Origin of the sequence: Mesorhizobium denitrificans (genome assembly GCF_003403035.1) — a bacterium.
GTDB lineage: Bacteria > Pseudomonadota > Alphaproteobacteria > Rhizobiales > Rhizobiaceae > Mesorhizobium_G > Mesorhizobium_G denitrificans.
This window is the reverse complement of record NZ_QURN01000003.1, coordinates 281,403-302,987: the sequence shown is the minus strand read 5'-3', so window position 1 is coordinate 302,987 and position 21,585 is coordinate 281,403. Positions and strand designations below refer to the sequence as shown.

The following is a 21,585-nucleotide window of genomic DNA, read 5'->3' as shown; positions in this document are numbered from 1 at the left end:
GATGTTGTATCTTAACCTGCTCGGACCGATTGCGGCAAAGCAATTACGTTGCTGGACCAGTCTTTCCCGATGTGAGGATGATCGAGAGGCGGCTCGTCTGAAACGAGTAAGCCAAGCACACGCGGCGGTGTTAGGGGCAAGCGGCTAACCGGCTTGCCGGTGGCGTTGGCAACTGCACAGGCAACCGCCGCACCGACGTTGAGGATTGGCACCTCGCCCGCGCCCTTGACGCCCAGCGGGCCAATCGAAGGCGCACCTTCAAAAAGCTCAAACTCGACAGGCACGACGTCCTGCGCGAGCGGTATCCGGTATGTTTCGAAGCTATCTTGAGCGATGCGTCCCTTGGCGTCGATGGTCACATCTTCATGCAGGGCATAGCCCAAGCCCTGAACGACGCCACCTTGAATCTGGCCGTGGATCGCGCGCGGGTTCAGCGCTCGGCCGACATCCTGCACCACCTTGTAGGAGAGAATTTCCACGTGGCCGGTGTCAGGATCGACGGCCACTTCGCAATCGTGCACAGCGAAAATCGGAATGTCGATTGCATTGATGAAATGGCCCATCGCGCAGCCGGCCATGGATGGCACACCTTGCCCGGTGAATGAGCCGGAACCAGTGACCGGTCCATGAAGAGCCTGAGCGCGCTGCGCGACTGAAGCGATGGTCGCACCTGATCCCTTACGCCCCGCAATTTCGATGCGGCCTTTGCCCAGCACAAGATTGTCCTGCGAGGTCTGGAGCATTTCAGCCGCGACCGGCAGCAGCTTGGAGAGAACATCTTCGCAAGCCTTCACGCTTGCTGCACCGAGCGATACGGTTGTGCGACCGCCGCCTACGCCGACGTCATAACCAGCAGCGTCTGTGTCTGCGGCTTTCACCACAACATCTTGCGGACGAATGCCGAGCTGCCCCGCAACGATCTGCGGCAGGGCCTGCACCATCGTGCCGGAGCCGATCTCGACGCCCGACGTGACGAGCGTTGCGCTGCCATCGGCGTTCAGGTTTACCGTTGCGGCGGAGGGGCCGACGAAAACGAACCAGCTTCCAACCGTGGTCGCTCGACCATATAGACGCCCTCCAGCTTCTGCTTCTCTGGATCCGGACTTCTGTTTGAGCGCTTCCATTCGCTCGATCATGGGAACCAGCACTTCGCCTTCAAACACCTGACCCGTCGAGCCAATTGAGCCGTCCCGGAACACCGCGCGGCGGCGGAACTCGACAGGGTCCATACCAATCGCGGCGCAGATTTCGTCTGTATGCCGCTCAAGCGCGAATGTGTTGTAGACACCGTTGCAGGCGCGAAACGCACCGTTGGGCGGCGTATTCGTATAGATGGCGCGTGTGGATAGCCGCACCGAACCGAGACGATAATTGCTGCCAAGCGTATGCGCGGTCATGGTGGTGAGGAATATCTGCTCGCCGCCATAGGCGCCGCAATCCATCAAAACCGTTGCTTCTCGCCCGACAATCTCGCCTTCGGTGGTGACGGCGGAGCGAATGCGAATTTGCGCGTTCTCGCGGCACAGGCAGGTAGCCATTTCCTCCTGCCGCGAATTGGCAAGGGAGACACGTCGCCCGGTTTTCCATGCAAGCAGCGCGGCGACTGGTTCAATAGTGCAATCGAATTTCAGGCCGAAGCCGGCGCCCACGGGTGGCACCGTAATACGCACTTGCGAGGAGGGGATGCCGAGCAGGCTCGATGTTACCGCGCGCACGGTCCATGGCACCTGCGTAGACGTGACGAGGTGCAGGCGGCCATCCTCAAAGGTGGCGATTGCCGCGCGTGGCTCAAACGGCATGTGGCTCTGCCGCCCGACTTCATAGCAACCTTCAACAATGGTCACGTCCGGTCGCGCGAAAGCGGCGTCGGTATCGCCGCGAACGACCTTGGCTTCCCACGCAATATTGCCTTTGCGTGCGCCACCTTCGAACAGCACGCCGTAGTCTTTCCAGCCTTCGTGAACGAGCGGCGCAGATGGCGACAGCGCTTCGGCCATGGTTAGCACTGGAGGGAGCGCTTCGACCTCTACGATGATTGCGGCAGCGGCGGCTCGCGCCTGCTCCAGCGTGTCGGCCGCTACGGCCGCGATCGGTTCGCCATTGTAGCGAATTTCCTTTCCGGCAAAGAGCGGATGGTCGGAAATGCCAATGCCATGCGTACCAGGTGCATCTTGCGCGGTCACGATAGCGCGCACGCCCGGCATCTGCCGCGCAACACCGCTCTCAACGCGAATAATGCGACCGCGCGGAATATCAGCGCGCCGGATGGCTGCGTGGAGCGTTCCAGGGCCCGCCATATCCACAGTGTAGCGCGTACGCCCCGCAAGCTTGTCCGGGGCGTCCCGGCGCGGAAGGTCCATCACCGCCGCGGCTGGATCTGCGGTCCTGCTCATGCGGTTGTGTCCTCTTTTGCGGCGATCGAAAGGAGAGCGTCAATGATGCGCTCATAGCCTGTGCAGCGGCAGATATTGCCAGACATAGCAGCCTTTATGTCGGCGCGCGGCGCAGCGGGACGCCTTTCCATATAGGCCGTCATCGACATGACCATGCCGGGAAAGCACATGCCGCACTGCACGACATCATGCTCTTCAAGCGCGTGCTGCACGGCATTCATATTGCCGGGGCCGCCGACGCCCTCGATGGTTGTGACCGCTTTGCCTTCCGCAGCTATCACTGGCAGCAGGCAAGACATGGTCGGCACGCCATCGATGTGGACTGTGCACGCACCACAGAAGCCTTCACGGCAGACCGATTTTGTGCCGGTGAGCAAGAGTTCGTCGCGTATGACATCGACCAACGGGGTGAGAGGATGGACCGCTGCCGAGCGCTCTTCGCCGTTGATGAACAGGCGCATAGTCATGGGCGCTCCGCGAACTGCATACTCAAATCCTCGAACACCTGCCGCACCAGTGCTGGGAGCACTTTTGTTCGATACCAGCCGTCCGCTTCAACACCATCGCGTCCTGTAAATTCGTTCGTCAAACTGCCAGCGCTGTCTGCAATCGCTTTGAGATCATATGGCTGACCTTCGAGGGCTGCCTCGAGTCCGCTCCAGCGACGCGGCGTGGCTTCTACCGAGCCGACGGCAATGCGAACGCGCCTCATGAGGCTTTCGTTTTGATCCATTCGCGCGCTGACAATGGCAACGGGATAGTCGCCCGCCTTGCGCAATGGCAGACGAGCATGGGCGGAGCGGAAATTTCCAAGCGGTATGCGCACGCGGGTGAGCAGACCGCCGCTGAGATTGCCGCGCGCGGCGAGAAACTGCGACATGTCCATATCCTGCGTGCCATCCTTCGTCGCATAAGTGACGCGGGCATCTAACGCCAAAAGTTGCGGGGAGAGATCGCCCGCTGCAAAAGCAGCCGTGCAGAGGTTCCCGCCAAGCGTGGCAACTGCACGGATAGGCGGATTGGCGGCGCGCGAAGCCGCAGTCACCAGCCCTTTCAAGGCAGGCACACCTGCAAGGGCCTCCGCCAGCTTGGTGTGCGTCACGCCCGCGCCTAATGTTACTTGATCTTGGCCGATGGAAATTTGCTGAAGCTCCGGAATGGAGCCAATCAGTACCGCCGCTTTGGGCGGCGCTTCACCGCGAACGGGGGCGCGCATCAGCCACGTCGCGCCCGCCATGATCTGCCGTCCGCCGCCGAGCGCATCAAGCGCGCCGGCGATGGTGATGGGACGCAGAACATCCGAGCCGCTATTTGCTTCCGTCATAAACTGCGCCTGCCTTTTGCTCGGGTGGGCCAGGTTTCGGCGTACTCCCACCCCTTACCCATCAACGGGGAAGGGGTGGATGTCTCCGTTCGGAATCTCCAACTCTAATCGCGCCAGTGGGCGGCTGTTCGTTTCTGGAACATTTCGCGGAACTGAGCCGTCGTCTCGGGCAACACCTCGCCGCTGTCCCAATCCAGAATGACAGCGTAACGGCGAACCGCGTCCATGGCGTCCAACTCGCCCGCCTTGTACTTGTCGGAAATCGCTTGTGGGTCCGAGGTTGCCCAGGCTTGCCGCTTAGCGCGAATGTCGGCGCGCTCGGCCTTGGTGGCTGCGGCGTCGATTTCATACTCACCAAGTTCAACGTCTATGGGCTTGAGCACCACGCCATAGTCCTTGCGGGCGCGCTCGATGGACACATAGTCATCGATCACATCCTCGCGCACGCGTTCGGGGTCGCGTTCGAGCGGATCGCCGAAGCCGCCGCCGCCCGCTGTAGGTCGCGAGAATATGTCGCCGGTTTCGATTGATACGTCCGAGAATACCGAACCGAGCCATTCTTCCTTGCCCGTCGCGGCGCGATAGATGGACAGGCCGTGCGGCATGGAAGGCAGACCGCCATTCGTTCCAAACACCACCGCGCGCTCGCGGTCGCAAATATAGGAGATGACGGTTTTCTCGGCTTCCAGCAGGATCGAGGCTTTTTCCACGCCCGCACCGCCACGGAATTTGCCGGGGCCGGAGGAGTCACGCTTGATCTCGAATTTCGTGGTGAGCACCGGATTGACGCGTTCCTGTCCTTCGACCGGTTGCGCCATCAAACCCGTGCCGAAGCAAGCGGTGGTGACGTTGCAACCGTCCTTGCCATTGCGCCCACCCCAGCCGCCGGGCAACCAGTCATAGAACATGAAGATCGGCTTCTCAGGAGTTCTGGCGTCAAGACCGCCAGTCAGCAGATATTCCAGATTGAAGGAGCAGGAGATGGCGCGTTCCGGCAGGATTTTCGACCACATTTCGTAAATCGAATTCATGATCTTTTCGAAGGGCATCAGGAAGCCTGTAACGGCGACCGGCCATTGCGCGCTGACGACACTGTTCTCCGGCGCGGTGATATCAAAGATGCGATAAAATCCGCTGTTGAGAGGCAGGTCCGGGAAGAAGGTTTTCATGCCAGCGGCGACGGCCGAGAAGGTGGCGCCCGGCGCGGAGTTGTAAATCGATCCGATCGTCGGATGACTGCCGGTGAAGTCGTAATGAACCTTGTCGCCCTTGATGGTCATCTTGACCCGAATGGGGATCATGCCTTCGCCAGCGGCAGGGTCGCGGTCGATGTAGTCCACCGTTTCCCAAACACCGTCCGGCAATGCCGCGATGCGATGGCGCATCGCGCGCTCGACGTAATCCTGAACTGCGGCCATGCCGTCCACGACAGTCTTGCGACCATATTTTTTGACGAGGCGTAGAATGTCGCGCTCCGCAACGTTGGTTGCCTGCGCCTGCGCATGAATGTCGCCAATGATGGAACGAGGATCACGCGTATTCGCCGCGATCATATTTGCGACGTCCTTGCAGAACCGTCCGCCGTGGAAAAGGCGGATGGGCGTAATGCGCACCGCCTCGCGGAACATGTCTTTTGCTGCGACGTCGAACGAGCCGGGAACGCTGCCGCCAAGATCGGACCAGTGGCCGTTTGACTGCGCGAAACCGATAATGTCGTCCTCATCGAAAATCGGACGGATCAGGCGCACGTCGCTGAAATGCGTTCCGCCCGCGTAAGGGTCGTTGATTGCGTAGACATCGCCCGGCAGCATTTCATCGCGAAACGCTTCGATGACAGCCTTACAGGTGAAGTGAAGCGTGCCTACATGCACGGCGATATCCTGCGTGCCCTGCGCAACCGAATTGCCCTCCGCATCATGCAGCGCGCTTGAGAAGTCGCGGTTGTAGATGACGAATGAATAGCAGGTGCGCAGGATTTGCTCGGCCATCTGGTCCACGGAGGTGATGAACGAGTTTTTCAGGACCTCGAAAGTAACCGGATCGAGCCCGTTGAAGTTGGTTTCGGCGCTCATTCAAGCCCCCTTGATGTGGATGAGAATGTTGAGAAGCTTGTCGACGGTTGCACTCGTACCCGGCGGTACGACCGTGGTGGAGTCGAACTGCTCGACGATGGCTGGTCCCTTGAAAGTGAAGCCGGAGGGAAGATCGTCCCGCTCATAAACTGGTGTTTCGTGGGGCTTTTCGTCGAACCACACCGTACGAAACAGCTTGGGTTCGGGCTTGCGGCTTTCCGGCTTATGCTCCTTCAGCTTAGCCTTGGGCACGAGGCCGGTGGCTTTCAGGCCAAGCCGGAAGAAGCTGATCGGCGCGTCGTCGCGACGGAAGCTGTATTCGCGCTCGTGTTCGACATGGAAGCGTGCAGTAAGCGCGGCCACATCCGTTACAGGGGAGGGGGCGGAAACGGCGAGCGACCTCCATTGGCCCTGATACATCATCTCCGCTGAGCGCCCGATGGTGATATCCTCTGGCGCTACGCCCTCATGCACCAGACGTGCGACCGCTTCTTTTTCCAAGCGCTGGAATCCTGCCTCGATTGCCTCCGGCGTCGTGGAAGCGGAATCCACCATGAAGCTATCGGAAAAATCGTGCTGGATATCGACTAGCAGACAGCCGAGTGCGGACGTCACACCCGGATTGGGCGGCACGATCACGACCGGGATCGACAATTCCTGCGCCACCGCGGCTCCGTGCAGCGCGCCTGCACCGCCGAAAGCGACAAGGGCGAAGTCGCGCGGATCGTAGCCGCGACTGATCGAGATAAGACGAACAGCGTCGGCCATGTTGGCGTTTGCTACCTTGACGATTGCCTCTGCAGCTTCGTGCAGCGAAACGCCGAGCCGGTCGGCTGCGCCTGTCTGGACGGCTTCGGTTGAAAGGTCGGCCTTCAGAATCAACTCACCGCCAGCAAGGCTGGTGCCGAGACGGCCAAGCACGACATTGGCGTCCGTGTTGGTTGGGGTCTTATTGCCGTTGCCATAGCACGCAGGACCGGGATTTGATCCTGCCGATTGTGGGCCGTTGCGCAGCGAACCTGCTTCATCGAACCATGCCAGCGAGCCACCGCCAGCACCGATGGTCAGCACTTCAATGCTGGGGAAGCGGATTGGATAGCCGAACTCGATATACCAATCCTTGGTAACGCGCGACACACCTTCATAGGCCAGCGAAACGTCCGTGCTAGTGCCGCCCATGTCGAGGCCGATGGAGTTAGGATAGCCGCAAAGTGTAGCGATGTGACGGCTGGCGATTGCGCCTGCCGCAATGCCCGAACCCGCGAGGCGCGCGGCGAAATCCTTCACGCTCTTCGGCGTCATCACGCCGCCGCCTGTATGCAGCAGCAGAAGGTCGCGGCTGTAGCCCTTCTTCGCAAGGCTGTCGCCCAAACGGGTGGTGTAATCGACGACCACAGGGCTCAAAACCGCATTCGCAACGGTGGTGGAAAAGCGCTCATGCTCGAAGATTTCCGGCATGACTTCCGACGAGATGGAAACAGCGATACCAGGAATTTCTTCAAGCAGAATATCGCGCATCTGCTTTTCGTTCTCGCCATTCACAAAGGCATTCATGAAGCAGACGGACACAGCTTTCACGCCGCGCCGCTTGAAAATGCGCGCAGCATCACGCGCCGCGTCTTTATCAAGCGGCGTAATGACTTTGCCGGATGCGTCGATACGTTCGGGTACGGTCAGACGGTCACGGCGCGGCACGTAAGGAGGAGCGACGTCCTTGTAGGTGTCCCATAAGTCCTGCTTGTTGGCGCGCCGGATTTCGATCACATCGCGAAAACCTTCCGTGCAAACCATGCCGGTGCGCGGCAGCCGTCTTGTGATCAGCGCGTTGGTTGCTACCGTTGTGCCGTGTGAGAACATCGACACTTGCGACAGGTCAACCCCGGCGCGCTCCACGCCGGAGATGACGCCGACGATTGGGTCCGCTGTGGATGAGGTTTTCTCGATGCGAAGCTCGCCCGTTTCCTCGTCCATGATACAGATGTCTGTGAAGGTTCCGCCGACATCGACTGCTACTCTGGTGCTGGCCATATAGGGGTCTCTCGTAAGGACAAAGGGAAGCCGTTTGCCTGCCGCGAGGCAGACATTCGCAAAGAACTAATGGTGGAAGGACGCTTTGGGCGTCGTGTTAACTGCGTAATCTTTCACGGTAATCGGAGCGCGCCTGAGTGGGCGAACGTCCGAAGTAGTGCCTGTAGTTTTTGGAGAACTGGGAATGGTCGCTGAAACCCCAGCGATACGCGATTTCCGCAATCGATTGGGGCGAACGGTTCCGGCGAAGCTCTTCGTCACACATCAACAGGCGCTGCTCGCGAATCCATTCATAGATCGAGCGTCCGCTGTCGGTGAACAGCCGCTGGAGATAGCGCAGTGAGATGCCGCAAGCATCCGCGACTTCCTGTGGCTGCATGCTGCCTTTGGCAAGATTTTGCCGGATGAATTGCTCTGCGCGGAAAAGATGAGCCGCGCGCACCGATGTCATGCCGCTAGCCATGATCCTCGGATCATCCTGTATTGTAAGGCACAGAAGATCGATCAATTGTTGGCCGACGACCTCGCGCACGGGTGGGGTCATCTCATCAAGCCTGCGACCGGTTGCGCGGATTTTATCCGCAAAATAGGCACCCACTCCCTGTTGTGCATTGAAACACAGCGCGGCGAAACGGTCCGGCGAGCCGACGCGTGCGCGTAGCGCAGAGTTCGGAACCTTGAGCACCCAGAGCGAATTGGCGCTTCCATACGAGAATTCGTAAGGCGCGTCACCGCGCTCAATCAGGAAATGGCCGGGCACACAGCGGGCGTCACGGTTCGATTGGAGAAAGCTGACCTCGTTCCACTCCGGAATCGTGATCAACAGGGAGTTCTCCATCTCTTCGACGAGATGGTTCTGCCTCCGGCTATAATGCACGGCGTCGCTCTCCAGGTGCGAGAGCGAAGTTATGCCCAACTCCCAATTCTTAAGCCGACCGTTGAATGTATCTTCGGCCTTGAATTGCATGGTTAGCGGAAAGTATGCGCTGCAAACTGCTTCCGTCCAATATGCACCGCGCTTGCCAGCTTCTGCTGCGAGTGTCGAGTACTCCATCCATGACCTCCTTGCCGAGGGCCTGTCGGGGCGGCTCTTGCGAAGCTCACCAGTTCCCGTGTTTATTTTGTTTCTTGTTCCTCAGTATAGCGTCTCGATCAGCAGCGTCTTGTCGCATAGCGGCTAAAAGATGGTGAAAATTAACACCTGTCCAAAACGCGGTCATCTCAAAAATGCCAATGATCGAAAAAGCGAAATGGCGCGTCGATCAATTGATTGTGTAAGCCAGAGCCTTTTGTCTGGCTGCGGGCCAAGAGCCTAGCTTTGCTCGACCGGCTTGCTTCGGAAACGAGCCGCAGTTTCAGGTTGCGCCTGTTTGCACACCATCGGTGGCAGGCCGCGCGCGACCAACTCCACGTCCGATGCAACGCCTCGACCAATATGCTTGAGCACACTGGTCAATGCGCCTGCCTGATGCGGCGAATGGAGCAAGTTTTCGACGTCTCGGGTCGGATCGTCCTTGGGCAATGGCTCATCCGGGTAGACATCGGTGGCGATTTTTATGCGGCCGCTGCGCGCAACTTCGAGCATCTCGGGAAAATTGACGACTGAAGCGCGGCTGAGCAGCAAAATGGCCGCGCCATCCCGCATCAGACCGAATTCGCGCGCGCCCAGAAAACCCTGATTGTCCTGTGTGGCGCCTGCGAGCACAAATACAAAGTCGCTCGTGGCCAGCACCTCGTCCATGCCGGCAGCTGCACCGCCAGCCTGCTCTATAACCATTTCCGGTATCCAGGGGTCGTAAATCTTGAAACTCGTCCTGAATGGCTTCAGTAGCGGAAGCAGCGCGCGACCGAGATCGCCGAAGCCGAGGAAACCGACTTTGGCATCGTAGAGCGAAAGCGCGTTTTGGTTCGCCTCAAGCCCCCAGCGCTCTTCTCTGCGCCGCATCAGCCGGTCCGACCGGCTTATGCCGCGGCCAAGATCTATCGCGATGCCGACGGCAATTTCCGCAACCGGCTCGGCAAATACATGGCTAACCGAAAGTACGCGAACGCCTTTTCGAAAGCAGTGCTTGTAATCGATGTTCGGTAGAAAATTGCCTTCGAGATTGATGATGGTGCGAAGGTTCGGACATTGGTCGAGACGCTCGGCTGGCATATCGAACTGCCCCATGATGACATGGCAGTCGCGCGCCTGAGCGTTGAATTCCTCATCGCTTATCGATGATCCGCGATTGATAGTGACTTCGCCAAGCGCATGTAGTCTCGCGAGGTCCGCGTCCTCGAAGATGTCTTCGATCTTGCGCGGGTGGGCCATCATGAAAATGCGAAAATCTTTTCTGGTCATTCCTCGCCACCGGAAAGCCTGACAAATTGACGCCCCCGGCGCGAAGGCCGGGAGCGGGGAGGAGCGGTAAGTTAGTTAGCAACCTTACCGCAGGTTGTGAGTGCATCTGCGGGCGTGCAGACTTCCGTGCCCGTCTTGATGAAGGGTTCGACTTTTTCGCCCTTGGTCAGTTTGTCGAGCGCCATGATCGTTTCATAACCCATGTCGTAAGGGCGCTGGCCGATGTTGAATTGGCTCAGGCCTTCAGCCAGCAACGGAAGCTGCGGACCAAAATTGTCGCCGAACACAACGACCAGATCCTTGCTGTCGAGACGCGCCTTAAGCGGCTCCATCGCCTGCTTGTAAGCCTGCGGTGCATATTGCGCCCAGCCGCCAACAGCCACGAAGGCATCCAGCTTCGGATTTTTGGTCATGACGTCGCGCACCTGCTGTGCAGCAAGCGTGATGTCGTCATTGTTGTAGACGGGGCAACCCGCCGGCTCGGTCCAGCCGTTCTGGCCGGTCAGACTCTCGACACCCTTGTCCTTCGTCACGCCAGCAAGCGTGTCGCGGATGCCCTGAACGCGCGCCTTGAGGTTTTCAGAAGCGGGCGCGCCGGACTGGATGCAGACCGTTCCGCCTTTCTTGCCGCTTTCGAGAACCTTCTGGGCAAGCGCCTGACCGAACTCGTAATTGTCGGTGCCGATATAGGTCGAGCGAAGTCCTGCGTCCTCTGGCAGAACATCCGTGTCAAAGGTGACAACCGGAATGCCCTTTTCCTGCGCCATCTTCATGATGCGCGCCATAGCCTTCGGATTGCCTGCCGAAACACCAAGACCGGCAACGCCGCGCGTTACCATGTCCTGCGCAAGTTGCACCTGCTTGGCTTCGTCATATTCGGTCGGGCCGACATACGTGCATTTAACGTCGCCGAGCTTGGCAGCAGCTGCCTCGCAGCCTGCTTTAATGGGCGGGCTGAACGCGTTGTTCAAAACCTTGAACACCAGAGCGAACTCTTTTTCCTGCGCCATGCCGGGACCGGACATGACCAAAGCCAACGCAGCCGCGCCAACCGTGACCTTCAATACATTTTTCAGTGACATGCCACTCCTCCGTTAAACGTGTTGCAATTGCCGGCCTAGCGACGCAGAGACCGGATTCTTTCCAGAAGGACCGCCGCGAGGATGAAACAGCCCACGAAGGTTCCTTGCCAAAACGGATTCACTCCCGCGATCAGAAGTGCGTTGCGGATGACTTCGACAAGAATTGCGCCGATGGCAGCGCCCAATGCCGAGCCGAAGCCGCCATTGAGCGATGCGCCGCCGATCACGGTCGACGCGATGACCTGCAATTCGTAGCCGGTGCCGATGGAGTTGGTGACTGCGCCAAGCCAGCCGACCAGAAATATAGCGGTTATCGCAACCATCAGGCCACTGAACGCGTAAGCCGAAATCTTGATGAAATCGACAGGAATACCCGCGAGGCGCGCCGCCGATTCATTGCCGCCGATAGCGTAAAGATAGCGGCCCCAGCGGGTCATCGTCAGCAAAATGTGCAGGATGATGACGCCGATGATCAGTGCATAGACGACATTCGGAAAGCCGAAAGTGTAACCGCCGCCCAGCGCGATAATTGACGCAGTGGCCTGCCCGAATTCGTAGAAAACCTCGTTGTTTGTCAGCACGAGAGCGAGGCTGCGGCCAATCGAGAGCGTGGCTAGCGTGACGATAAACGGCGGCAATTGCAGGTAGGAGATGATCGCGCCGTTGAACACGCCGCACGCAATGCCCATCGCCAGCGTTGCGATAATGCCAACCGCGAGCGGCATGTCGGCATTGAGCACGATGCCCAACGTTACCGCGCACATGCCCAGGATCGAACCGACGGAAATATCGATGCCGCCGCTAATGATAACGGGCGTCATGCCCAACGCCATGATGCCGATGAAGCACGCGTTCTGAAACACGTTGAGCAGATTGCCGGCGCTGGCAAAGGTGGGCGCGATGAAGCTCACGATCAGACCAAGCACGAGAATGGAAAGGGCAACCCAGCTTTCTTGCGCCAGCAACAATCCACGCCACGGCGAAGTCGAGCCTTGCAGCAGGTCCACATCCATTCCGGGAGCGCGATCTTGATGATTTGTCATAGTCGTCCTCCCTCAAGCTGACTGGATTGCGCCGGTGATGAGGCCAGTGACCTCTTCGGGGCTTGATTGAGCGATTGGCTTGTCGGCCACTTTGCGGCCTCGCCGCATGACGACGACGCGATCACAAACTTCAAAAACGTCCGGCATACGATGGCTGATAAGGATGACAGACAGGCCCTGATCCTTCATGCGCCGAATAAGAGCGAGAACTTCCGCCACCTGACGAACACTGATGGCTGCTGTCGGCTCATCCATCAGTACGATCTTCGATTCGGAAAGACGGGTGCGCGCAATCGCAACTGCTTGTCGCTGCCCGCCCGACATGCGGTTGACCAGCGCAGCAGGGCGCGTTTCCGATTTGAGTTCTTTGAATATTTCGTTTGCGCGCCTGTTCATGCCCTTGTGGTCGAGCACCTTGAACGGGCCAACGCGCTTCATCATTTCCCGGCCTAGAAACACATTGGCTGCCGCAGTCAGATTGTCGCAAATGGCGAGGTCTTGATAGACCACCTCGATGCCGTGGCGGCGTGCCTCCGCCGGCCCCGAAAAATGCACCGGCTGGCCGTCCAGAGAATAGCTGCCGGATGTGGGTTGGAAGTTCCCCGCGATTGTTTTGACAAGCGTGGATTTCCCGGCGCCATTGTCGCCCATAAGGCCGAGAACCTCGCCGTGATTGATGTCGAGTGTAACATCGTCCAAAGCTCGGACAGCGCCGAAATCCTTTACGATGTGCTCCAGCCGAGCAAGAACGGTCACCGCTTCCTCCCACGGCAATTTGTATTTGTATCGCACAAAATCACCTACAGATCGCTTGGTCAATAGGCGAATGGATTAAAATATATGCTGCAATGCAGCATGTTTTTGCCTTTGACATCGAATTGAAAGGGATAATAGTACGGATAAGATACAAATTATGAGGGTGCGTTCAAATGGCTGCGCTGAGCGCCAACGAACTCAAGGCGCTTTCCGAGATATTTCTTGCCGGAGCTATCAGCCGGGCGGAGCTGGCTCGCAGGCTTGATATTACGCGCTCGACTACGGGTCTTATTGTGCAGTCGCTGGTGCAGACAGGCCTCGTGCGCGAGCGCGACGCTTCGGATGGAGAAGGCGACGACACCGAAGCCCGCGTCGGGCGTCCCGGTATCCTGATCGAGACGGCGGGAACCGATATATTTTTTCTTGGCTCCTATATCGCCGTCAACTCCATCATGGTGGTCGGTGTTGATCTGTCCGGCACGATCCGCACGCAATCCGTGCGCCCCTTCCGAGGTGCAGGCAGCGACCCGGTTGCGGCGATTTCGGTGCTTGCAGAGCTTGTTCATGAGACGCGAGCGGGTCTGGGTTCGAACGCGCGCGTGCTCGGCCTGAATGTCGCGGTGCCAGGCTTCGTGTCATCCAAAGATTTTGTTTATCACGCTGCGATTCTCGGCTGGCACGATGTTGACGTCGTGAAAATGGTCGAGCGTGAGCTAGGCAATGATCGATTGCCTGTTTTCGTTGAGAACGATGCGAACGCAGTTGCCTTGGCTGAAGCCTATCACGGAGAAACGGCAGCGGGCGTTGGCGACACGCTGGTCGTGCTGATTGAGAACGGCGTGGGCGGCGGCATCGTGAGCGATGGACGGCTCTATCGCGGCCAATTCAGCGGCGCGGGAGAGATCGGGCACATGCCGGTCGGCCCCGAAGGTTTTGTCTATGATGCCAAACGCCCCGGCCGGTTCGAGACCTATATCGGCAAGGACGCTTTGCTATCGCGCTATGCTCACATTGGCGGGCAGGGTGCTACGCTGGATGGCTATTTGCGTGCTTTGGGCGAGCGCGAGCCTGCGGCGATGAGCGCGGCGCGCGATTGGGCGCATTGGCTTGCGCGCGGGCTGGCTATTCTTTCCAGCGTGCTGCAGCCTGGTCGCATCGTTTTAGCAGGCTCGGTCAGCGCCGTTTTTCCCTTCGTGCAGGAACAGGTAGGAACGCAATTGGCGTCAGCGCTGGTCGAGGGTTACCCGGCGCCAACCATCGGGCTTTCCGGCATTGGCGCGAACGGTGCAGCTGTGGGTGCTGCGCTTGTGCTTCATCAAATGGCGTTGGGTGGCGATCCTCGCTTTGAACTTCGGCCACAAGCAGATGATTTAGAAGGAACTTTCTATGCCAGGCAAGGATGATCGGCTGCTGCGCGTGGGCGTGCTCGGATGTGGGCCGATCGCGCAGGCCGCACATTTCGAATCGTGCACCAAAGCGCGCAACGCGGAGCTTTTCGCGATATGCGATGTGGCCGACGATCTGCGCGAGCGCATGGCGGCGATGTTCCAGCCGCGCAAATCCTACGCCGATTATGGCGACATGCTCGCCGATCCTGACGTGGACGCGATTGTGGTCGCAACGTCGGACGCGTTCCATGTGCGCGCCTGCGAAATGGCGCTGGAGGCAGGCAAGCATGTTCTTTGCGAAAAGCCTCTCGGCGTCGCAGTAGAAGAAGTTGAGCAGCTGGGCGAAGCCGTGCGTAAAAGCGGCAAGGTTTTGCAAGTCGGCCACATGAAGCGCTTCGACCCCGGCATTGAAGCCGCGAAGGCTTTCATAGATCAGGAGATGGGGCAGCACCTGGCATTTAAGGCTTGGTACTGCGACAGCACTCATCGCTACACAATGACGGACGCCGTGCAGCCGCTGATCGTGACGAGCAAGAATGCGCGCAAGCCGGCCATCAATCCGAAGTCGGATCTGCGGCGCTATTACATGCTGGCGCATGGGAGCCATTTGCTCGATACGGCGCGGCATCTTTTCGGGCCGATCGAAGCTGTCGATGCGAGGCTGACCGAAAGGTTCGGCGCTTATTGCTGGTTCATGACCATTCATTTTGCCGACGGTGTTGTCGGCCATCTCGACCTGACTGTTTCGGTGCGCATGGACTGGCACGAAGGTTTTCAGATTTACGGCGAAAAGGGCAGCATCCTCGGGAAGACCTACAATCCTTGGTATTACAAATCGAGCGAGGTCGATATTTTCCGCGAGGCCGATGCGAGCTGGCATCGCGTGCTGGGCGCAGACGGTCATTTCTATCGCCGCCAGCTTGAGGGGCTGGCCAATGTCGTGCTCGACAACAAGCCTATGATTGGCGCGAATATCGATGATGGTATTGCGTCTGTTCGCGGCATGGTCGCGGTTGCGCGCTCCGTCGATAGTGGAAAGCCGGTTCGGTTGGACGAGGTTTCCGGGGCGTTGTGATGCAAGTCGGGATTTTCGCAAAGACCTTTCCGGAAATGGGTGCAGAACAGTCACTGCGTGCCGTGGCTGATGCGGGCTATGAGGTCGCCCAGTTCAATTTGGCCTGTTTGGGCCTTCCATCGATGCCGGACGCGCTGGACGAAAACATCGCCGCGCAGGTCGGCCAGGCGGCGAAGCGAATTGGCGTAGGCATCGCGGCAGTTTCTGCGACCTACAATATGATCCACCCGGATGTAGCGGTACGCAAGAAAGGAATGCAGCGTCTGGAAGTCATCATGCAGCGATGCGCTGCCATGGGTACATCGATGGTGTCGCTTTGCACGGGCACCCGAGACGCGGAAGATCAGTGGCGCTGGCACCCGGACAACGCATCAGAATCCGCGTGGTTCGATCTACGCAAAGAGATGGACTCGGCGGTGGTGCTGGCTGACCGCTATGACGTTGTACTGGGCGTCGAACCTGAATTGGCGAACGTAGTTTCTGATGCTCAATCCGCCCGGCGGTTGCTTGATGAAGTTGGCAGCGCGCGCATAAAGATAATCGTTGATCCAGCCAATCTGTTCGAGCGCGCAGATCGCGACGAACGGCGCAAGATCATAGAGCAGGCGGTGGATCTGCTCGCACAAGAAATTGCCATGGCACACGCGAAGGATCGCGACACGCAAGGCGGCTTTGTTGCCGCGGGCAAGGGCGTTGTCGAGTTCGATCATTTCCTGACCCGGCTGAAACGCGCAAACTTCAATGGTCCGCTGGTCACGCACGGCCTTGATGCCTCTGACGCGGCGGCCGTCGGAAGCTTCCTCCGCAAAACATTGAGCAAGGTGGAACAGTCGTGACGACTAGCGCGACCGTTTTTAGCGAAGGCGTGAACCTTGCCTACGATGACGAGGGAATCGGGCAGGCGTTTATTTTCCAGCACGGCCTTGGCGGCGACCGCAAGCAGGTAGCCGAGGCGTTCGGAGAACAACCTGGAACGCGGCGCATAACGCTTGAATGCCGCGGGCACGCTACATCGGATTACGGCCCGGCAAACGCACTTTCACTGGCGACATTTGCGCGGGACATCGAGCGGATGGCGACCAAACTGAAGGTAGATGCGCCCATTTTGGGCGGCATTTCAATGGGTGCGGCGCTGGCGCTCCGGCTCGCCGTCAAGGGAAATCTCCGCCCAAGCGCGCTTGTGCTTGCTCGTCCCGCATGGTTGTTCGAACCCGCGCCGCCAAACATGGCGGTGTATGCCGAAGTCGGTGAACTGCTGCTGTCGTACGAACCAGAAATTGCGCGAGAAATCTTCCTGCAAGGTCAAAGCGCAGGGCAGCTTCGTCGCGAGGCCCCCGACAATCTCGCCAGCCTTGTGGGCTTTTTCGAGCGTTCGAAACCGCGCGAGTTCGGCAATCTTCTGATGCGCATCGCGAATGACGACCCCGGCGTTAGTCGAGAGGAAGCCCAGCGTATCAATTGCCCGGTGCTGGTAATCGGACACGGGCACGACCTCGTCCATCCGCTTGCCTATGCGCGAGAACTGGCAGGCGTTTTCCCCAACGCAACTTTCTGCGAGATTACGGCGAAGGCGGTTGATCGCACGCGATATGTTAATGAGTTCCGCGCAGCACTCCATGATTTTCTGGAACGGCTGGCATGACATCGCCATCTGATCCCAGAACAATCGCGGTCGCAGAGATTGGCGGCACATCAGTCAAGGTCGGCTTCGCCCAAGGCGGATTGGTCGCGCCTTACAGCCGTACATTTTCAACCGAGCGACTGCGGCAAGCATTCCCGGTTAGCGAACTGGCATCGATCCTGCGCGAAGCGTGCGCGGAAGCTGGATTTAGTCCGAAGACGGTCGTGGCGACTGTTCCCGGCTTCCTTGCGGAAGATCAGGACACGGTGCTTAACACGGCAAACATTCCCGAGTTGAACGGCTTGCGGCTCGCATCGCTGCTCTCGAAGGAACTCGACGTCGATGTGAAGCTGGAACGGGACACGGTATTGCAACTGCTCGGCGAAAGCCATGCTGGCGCTGTTGTCGGTGCGCATGACGTTCTCGCCATTTATTTTGGCACTGGCATAGGCGCGGCATATCTAGGCACTGATGGCATATTTCGTGGCGGCGGCTGGGCGCTTGAGATCGGCCACATGCCGGTACATCGACCGGATATGCATCCAACGCCGCAGCGCGTGGAAGCGTTTGCGTCTGGCAAAGCGCTCGCACAACTTGCAGATCATCACCGTGTGAAGGTGTCAGACCTTTTCCGCAGTGACGCGACGTCCGCAGTGCGCGCGAGCATCGATGAATTTATCTGGACTCAAGCCTGCATTGCCGCTTCTGCGGTTGCCTTGCTTTCGCCGCGCATTTTGCTGTTGGGCGGTGGGGTGGTGGATGTTGGCGATTATCCGAGAGAGCTTTTGCAAGAGCGCATAGCGCAAGTGCTGCCGATCATTAGTGGCGTATACGCGCTCGACATTCGCTGGGCGAGTTTGGGCTGGCAGGCGGCGATTCATGGTGCGATGAGCCTGAGCGACGATGTTGCCCTAGCCGGAGTCTGATATGGCAAGACGATTGCGCCTTGGAATGGTCGGCGGCGGTATTGGCGGTTTCTTTGGAGCCGCGCATCGCATTGCCGCCCGCATAGACGACCGCTTTGAACTTGTCGCAGCGGCACTTTCCTCCTCGCCGGAGCGAGCCAAAGAAAGCGCCGCACAGGTGAACATTGCATCGTATCGCAGCTACGTTGATTTCGAAGAGATGGCGCAACAGGAGGCCGCGCGCAGCGATGGCATCGAAGCAGTTGGCATCGTGTTGCCGAACCATCTTCATTACAGCGCCGCGCGCGCCTTTGTGGAGGCGGGCATTCATGTGATGTGCGAAAAGCCGTTGGCAACGTCGCTTGCAGATGCCGAAGCGCTTGCAACGCTGGTCGCAAAGCAGTCCGTGGTGTTTGCTGTCGCGTATACCAATGCTGGTTTCGCAATGGTGCGCGAGGCGCGACGGCTGGTGAAGGCTGGCGCGATTGGCAAGGTCAGGGTCGTTCAGGTCGAATTTCCGCAAGAATGGCTGGCAAGCGATGTGGAAAGCACAGGCAACAAGCAGGCAACTTGGCGCACCGACCCACTACGTTCCGGCCGCGCCGGGTCGTTGGGCGATATTGGAACCCATGCGTTCCACCTTGCCGAATATGTGAGCGGACAGCATGTGGAATCGGTCGCGGCACAGCTCTCCACTTTTGTGAACGGCAGGCGCGTCGACGATGATGTCCAGATGCTGCTGCAATTTGAGGATGGCGCGAAGGGCATGCTGTGGGCAAGTCAGGTTGCAATCGGCCATAGCAATGGTCTTGCGCTTCGCGTCTATGGCGACGAAGGCTCGCTTTCATGGAGTGTTGTCGAGCCAAATCTGCTGAAGCTGGCAAGACCGGGCGAAGTCCGCATTATAGAGCGAGGGTCGGCTTCAACTGCGACGCCGGTTCGATTGCCTCCCGGACACCCCGAAGGATTTCTCGAAGCGCTCGCACAGCTCTACGCGGATTTTGCGGATGCCATTTCCGCGTATAAAAAGGGTACGCCGCAAAGCGCGAGCTTTCTGCCCGGTATCGCCGATGGTGTGAGGGGTATGCGCTTTATCGAGGCTGCGCTGAAATCGACCGCCGCGAACGCATCGATGCAAAAATTGGACTGACTTTAGCGGGGAAACAATCCTCTCAATCCTGTCTCGGATGCCTCCGCAATGCCGCGCTCCGTAATCAGCCCAGTGACGAGCCTAGCAGGTGTAACGTCAAAGGCTGGATTGGCCGCTTCAGTTGCATCCGGCGAAATCCGCACCTGCATGACCTTGCCGTCAGCGGTGCGACCCCAGACGAGCGAAACCTCGTCGCTGGAGCGTTCCTCGATTGGAATTTCCGCAACGCCGTCGCCCACGGTCCAATCGATGGTTGGTGAGGGCAGCGCGACATAAAAAGGCACCCCATTGTCGCGTGCAGCGAGCGCCTTCAGATAGGTGCCGATCTTGTTGCACACGTCGCCATTGCGCGTAGTACGATCCGTGCCGACAATGACCATATCGATCAGCCCGTGCTGCATCAAATGGCCGCCGGCATTGTCGACCACGAGCGTGTGGGGAACTTCCTGCCCCACCATCTCCCATGCGGTAAGTTGCGCACCCTGATTGCGGGGGCGCGTTTCATCCACATACACGTGAACCGGGATGCCCTCTTCGAGTGCCAGATATATCGGTGCAGTCGCGGTGCCGTAGTCGACCGTCGCCAGCCAGCCGGCGTTGCAGTGCGTCAGTATCCGCACAGGCTCGCCCTCCGGCTTGGAGGCTGCGATCTGGCGTATGATTGTCAGGCCGTGGCGGCCAATGCTGCGGTTTAATTCGACATCTTCTTCAGCAATTTCTGCGGCACGGGCGAAGGCGGCATCAGCGCGTTCTGCCGGGGGCAGAGGTCGCAAAAGATTGCGCATATCGTCAAGCGCCCAGCGCAGGTTGATGGCTGTGGGGCGCGTTTCGTGAAGATAATCCCAAGTGGAATCGAGCGCGGCGTCAGATGGGTCGCCAAGCATCGCGATGGCCACGCCATAGGCGGCGGTGACGCCAATCAGCGGCGCGCCACGCACCCACATGTCGCGGATCGCGGTTGCGACTTCATCGACTGTGGACAAAGGAACGACGCGAAATTCATGCGGCAGCCAGCGCTGATCGATGATTTCTATGGCGCGACCATCACTCGTTGGCCAAATGGTGCGGTAGTGGCGGTCCCCAACCTTCACGCGATAACTCCTGACTGCAGCCGCTCCGCGAGAGCGCGCACCTGTGAGAGCCCCTGAACAGCGGCCCGGTTGACGGCTATGTGGCGGCCGAATTTGAGTGCCTTGGTTTCGCAGGCAGCGCGCGTCGCGCGATCCTCGATCGTCTCGAAATCGGCATTGTGAGCGAGGCCAAGTATGCGCCGATGCACCTCAACGCCAGCGAAGCCGAGCAAGTCCACCCAAATATCGTGCAGCACTTCGTCAAGCGCCTGCTCCGCTCCGAGCGCGTCACCACGATCTTCAAACAGGCTGCGCTGATAGAGAATGCCGGTGCGTTCGGTGTGCCAAAGCCGCGAAAACTCCGCGCAGAAAACGCTCCAGCATTCTTCCACCGTATCCAGCAGGAAAGTGCGCATCAAATCGCGCTCTCCGTCTGCCTCGTGCCCATCCTGCGAGAAGAAGGCCATCCAGAAATTGGCGAACAACATGCCCACGTCGAACGCCATCGGGCCATAGAAGGCGAATTCGGGATCGATAACGCGCGTGTCATCGTCCGTGACCATGATCGAACCGGTGTGCAGGTCGCCATGAACCAAGGTTTCTGCCTTGGTCGCGAACAAGTGCTTCATGCGCTGTGCTGTCACTTTCATGTCGCGGTCGGCGCGCAGTTCGGCGACGATTGGATCAAGCTCCGGCGAGGTGTGAGCGTTCAGTTCAGCCTCGAAATAAGGATCGGAGAAGACGAGATTTTCAGTGATGTCGCACAGTTCTACATTGTCCGCGAACAGGGCGAGGTCGGCCTTGCGCTGCCGCGCTTCCATAGCAAGATCAGACCCACGAAAGAGAGTGCGCGCTACGAACAGCCCAAGATCCTTGCCGATCTTCGGCAGGATGCGACCTTGTATCAGCGCGCGCCGCAGAATGAGGTGCGGCGTCAGAAATTCCATAACGATGACCGATTGAGCCTCATCGAAATGCAGCACTTCCGGCACTCGGCCCGGATCGCGAGCGGCCTGCCGGATAAGCGTGTGATACTCAAAAAAGCTACGCTTGAGCGGCAATGGCCAGCTCTCGCCAACCAGTCGCACATAGGGAAGCGCCTGCTTTACGACGAGGCCGCTTTTGTCCGACTCGACGATAAACACAAGGTTCAAATTGCCGTCGCCCACCTCGCGCACGCGCCAACCTTTCGGGTCGCCCAGCACATCGCGCAGCGCAGCAACATCGCCGAGGCGCGCGGCAAGCGTTTCGATCTTGAGAGCCTCGTAAGCGGCACCTTTCATGATTCCTCCATTGGCGCGATGCCTCGCGCCAAACATCCCTCGTACAAAAGG

At 59.0% G+C, this 21,585-nt stretch carries 18 protein-coding genes; 6 read left to right on the top strand and 12 right to left on the bottom strand.

From position 1 onward, the window contains the following. Window positions 1-11: 11 nt before the first annotated feature. The 10 genes from DY251_RS04830 to DY251_RS04785 all read right to left on the bottom strand — a co-directional run bounded on the left by DY251_RS04830 (window position 12) and on the right by DY251_RS04785 (window position 13,042). Entirely contained in the window at window positions 12-2,393 is a 2,382-nt protein-coding gene (locus tag DY251_RS04830) for a xanthine dehydrogenase family protein molybdopterin-binding subunit (RefSeq protein WP_116622714.1), read from the bottom strand. Then, window positions 2,390-2,860 carry a (2Fe-2S)-binding protein gene (locus DY251_RS04825; RefSeq protein WP_116622713.1) on the bottom strand — a complete coding sequence of 157 codons (471 nt, stop codon included), beginning with the start codon at window positions 2,858-2,860 and terminating at the stop codon, window positions 2,390-2,392. The genes DY251_RS04830 and DY251_RS04825 overlap by 4 nt, the downstream gene beginning before the upstream one ends. Further along, window positions 2,857-3,717 carry an FAD binding domain-containing protein gene (locus tag DY251_RS04820; RefSeq protein WP_116622712.1) on the bottom strand — a complete coding sequence of 287 codons (861 nt, stop codon included), beginning with the start codon at window positions 3,715-3,717 and terminating at the stop codon, window positions 2,857-2,859. Before DY251_RS04820 ends, DY251_RS04825 begins: the two co-directional genes overlap by 4 nt. Window positions 3,718-3,821: 104 nt before the next feature. Beyond that, window positions 3,822-5,789: a hydantoinase B/oxoprolinase family protein gene (locus tag DY251_RS04815; protein WP_116622711.1), complete on the bottom strand. Its 1,968-nt coding sequence runs from the start codon at window positions 5,787-5,789 to the stop codon at window positions 3,822-3,824. Continuing rightward, a complete protein-coding gene (locus DY251_RS04810) occupies window positions 5,790-7,817 on the bottom strand; it encodes a hydantoinase/oxoprolinase family protein (RefSeq protein ID WP_116622710.1) in 2,028 nt (675 codons plus the stop codon). 97 nt (window positions 7,818-7,914) lie between these two features. After that, a complete protein-coding gene (locus DY251_RS04805) occupies window positions 7,915-8,871 on the bottom strand; it encodes a helix-turn-helix domain-containing protein (RefSeq protein ID WP_116622709.1) in 957 nt (318 codons plus the stop codon). A 258-nt stretch (window positions 8,872-9,129) separates the two neighbouring features. Beyond that, window positions 9,130-10,161 carry a hydroxyacid dehydrogenase gene (locus DY251_RS04800; RefSeq protein WP_116622708.1) on the bottom strand — a complete coding sequence of 344 codons (1,032 nt, stop codon included), beginning with the start codon at window positions 10,159-10,161 and terminating at the stop codon, window positions 9,130-9,132. A 71-nt stretch (window positions 10,162-10,232) separates the two neighbouring features. After that, window positions 10,233-11,186: a sugar-binding protein gene (locus DY251_RS04795; protein ID WP_342633552.1), complete on the bottom strand. Its 954-nt coding sequence runs from the start codon at window positions 11,184-11,186 to the stop codon at window positions 10,233-10,235. 92 nt (window positions 11,187-11,278) lie between these two features. After that, window positions 11,279-12,256 carry an ABC transporter permease gene (locus tag DY251_RS04790; RefSeq protein WP_116622773.1) on the bottom strand — a complete coding sequence of 326 codons (978 nt, stop codon included), beginning with the start codon at window positions 12,254-12,256 and terminating at the stop codon, window positions 11,279-11,281. A gap of 42 nt (window positions 12,257-12,298) precedes the next feature. Beyond that, on the bottom strand, window positions 12,299-13,042 hold the full coding sequence (locus tag DY251_RS04785; RefSeq protein WP_116622772.1) for an ATP-binding cassette domain-containing protein: 744 nt from the start codon (window positions 13,040-13,042) through the stop codon (window positions 12,299-12,301). A gap of 173 nt (window positions 13,043-13,215) precedes the next feature. Between DY251_RS04785 and DY251_RS04780 the strand changes: the two genes are divergently transcribed. Genes DY251_RS04780 through DY251_RS04755 form a run of 6 tightly spaced genes read left to right on the top strand, consistent with a single transcriptional unit; the run spans window position 13,216 to window position 19,181 of the window. Further along, window positions 13,216-14,445 carry an ROK family transcriptional regulator gene (locus tag DY251_RS04780; RefSeq protein WP_116622707.1) on the top strand — a complete coding sequence of 410 codons (1,230 nt, stop codon included), beginning with the start codon at window positions 13,216-13,218 and terminating at the stop codon, window positions 14,443-14,445. Beyond that, window positions 14,429-15,505, top strand: coding sequence for a Gfo/Idh/MocA family protein (locus DY251_RS04775; RefSeq protein ID WP_116622706.1), 1,077 nt, complete (start codon window positions 14,429-14,431; stop codon window positions 15,503-15,505). Before DY251_RS04780 ends, DY251_RS04775 begins: the two co-directional genes overlap by 17 nt. After that, the gene (locus DY251_RS04770; protein WP_116622705.1) at window positions 15,505-16,341 is read left to right on the top strand and encodes a sugar phosphate isomerase/epimerase family protein; all 837 of its coding nucleotides are present in this window, start codon (window positions 15,505-15,507) and stop codon (window positions 16,339-16,341) included. The genes DY251_RS04775 and DY251_RS04770 overlap by 1 nt, the downstream gene beginning before the upstream one ends. Beyond that, window positions 16,338-17,147 (top strand): alpha/beta fold hydrolase, encoded by an 810-nt coding sequence (locus DY251_RS04765; protein WP_158553220.1) that lies wholly within the window; start codon window positions 16,338-16,340, stop codon window positions 17,145-17,147. Before DY251_RS04770 ends, DY251_RS04765 begins: the two co-directional genes overlap by 4 nt. After that, window positions 17,144-18,052 (top strand): ROK family protein, encoded by a 909-nt coding sequence (locus DY251_RS04760; protein WP_116622703.1) that lies wholly within the window; start codon window positions 17,144-17,146, stop codon window positions 18,050-18,052. Before DY251_RS04765 ends, DY251_RS04760 begins: the two co-directional genes overlap by 4 nt. A gap of 1 nt (window position 18,053) precedes the next feature. After that, window positions 18,054-19,181, top strand: coding sequence for a Gfo/Idh/MocA family protein (locus tag DY251_RS04755; protein ID WP_116622702.1), 1,128 nt, complete (start codon window positions 18,054-18,056; stop codon window positions 19,179-19,181). A 2-nt stretch (window positions 19,182-19,183) separates the two neighbouring features. Here DY251_RS04755 and mtnA read toward each other — a convergent pair whose 3' ends face one another. Continuing rightward, a complete protein-coding gene (gene mtnA, locus DY251_RS04750) occupies window positions 19,184-20,272 on the bottom strand; it encodes an S-methyl-5-thioribose-1-phosphate isomerase (RefSeq protein ID WP_116622701.1) in 1,089 nt (362 codons plus the stop codon). Continuing rightward, window positions 20,269-21,534 carry an S-methyl-5-thioribose kinase gene (gene mtnK / locus DY251_RS04745; protein WP_116622771.1) on the bottom strand — a complete coding sequence of 422 codons (1,266 nt, stop codon included), beginning with the start codon at window positions 21,532-21,534 and terminating at the stop codon, window positions 20,269-20,271. Before mtnK ends, mtnA begins: the two co-directional genes overlap by 4 nt. Window positions 21,535-21,585 lie beyond the last annotated feature (51 nt).

What these genes read in the sequence shown, in the direction of transcription:
- DY251_RS04810 (WP_116622710.1), bottom strand. Translation starts at nt 7,817, where the DNA reads ATGGCCAGCACCAGAGTAGCAGTCGATGTCGGCGGAACCTTCACAGAC.
- DY251_RS04800 (WP_116622708.1), bottom strand. Translation starts at nt 10,161, where the DNA reads ATGACCAGAAAAGATTTTCGCATTTTCATGATGGCCCACCCGCGCAAG.
- DY251_RS04795 (WP_342633552.1), bottom strand. Translation starts at nt 11,186, where the DNA reads ATGTCCGGTCCCGGCATGGCGCAGGAAAAAGAGTTCGCTCTGGTGTTC.
- DY251_RS04815 (WP_116622711.1), bottom strand. Translation starts at nt 5,789, where the DNA reads ATGAGCGCCGAAACCAACTTCAACGGGCTCGATCCGGTTACTTTCGAG.
- DY251_RS04760 (WP_116622703.1), top strand. Translation starts at nt 17,144, where the DNA reads ATGACATCGCCATCTGATCCCAGAACAATCGCGGTCGCAGAGATTGGC.
- DY251_RS04775 (WP_116622706.1), top strand. Translation starts at nt 14,429, where the DNA reads ATGCCAGGCAAGGATGATCGGCTGCTGCGCGTGGGCGTGCTCGGATGT.
- DY251_RS04825 (WP_116622713.1), bottom strand. Translation starts at nt 2,860, where the DNA reads ATGACTATGCGCCTGTTCATCAACGGCGAAGAGCGCTCGGCAGCGGTC.
- DY251_RS04820 (WP_116622712.1), bottom strand. Translation starts at nt 3,717, where the DNA reads ATGACGGAAGCAAATAGCGGCTCGGATGTTCTGCGTCCCATCACCATC.
- DY251_RS04805 (WP_116622709.1), bottom strand. Translation starts at nt 8,871, where the DNA reads ATGGAGTACTCGACACTCGCAGCAGAAGCTGGCAAGCGCGGTGCATAT.
- DY251_RS04780 (WP_116622707.1), top strand. Translation starts at nt 13,216, where the DNA reads ATGGCTGCGCTGAGCGCCAACGAACTCAAGGCGCTTTCCGAGATATTT.
- DY251_RS04790 (WP_116622773.1), bottom strand. Translation starts at nt 12,256, where the DNA reads ATGGATGTGGACCTGCTGCAAGGCTCGACTTCGCCGTGGCGTGGATTG.
- DY251_RS04770 (WP_116622705.1), top strand. Translation starts at nt 15,505, where the DNA reads ATGCAAGTCGGGATTTTCGCAAAGACCTTTCCGGAAATGGGTGCAGAA.
- DY251_RS04830 (WP_116622714.1), bottom strand. Translation starts at nt 2,393, where the DNA reads ATGAGCAGGACCGCAGATCCAGCCGCGGCGGTGATGGACCTTCCGCGC.
- DY251_RS04755 (WP_116622702.1), top strand. Translation starts at nt 18,054, where the DNA reads ATGGCAAGACGATTGCGCCTTGGAATGGTCGGCGGCGGTATTGGCGGT.
- mtnK (WP_116622771.1), bottom strand. Translation starts at nt 21,534, where the DNA reads ATGAAAGGTGCCGCTTACGAGGCTCTCAAGATCGAAACGCTTGCCGCG.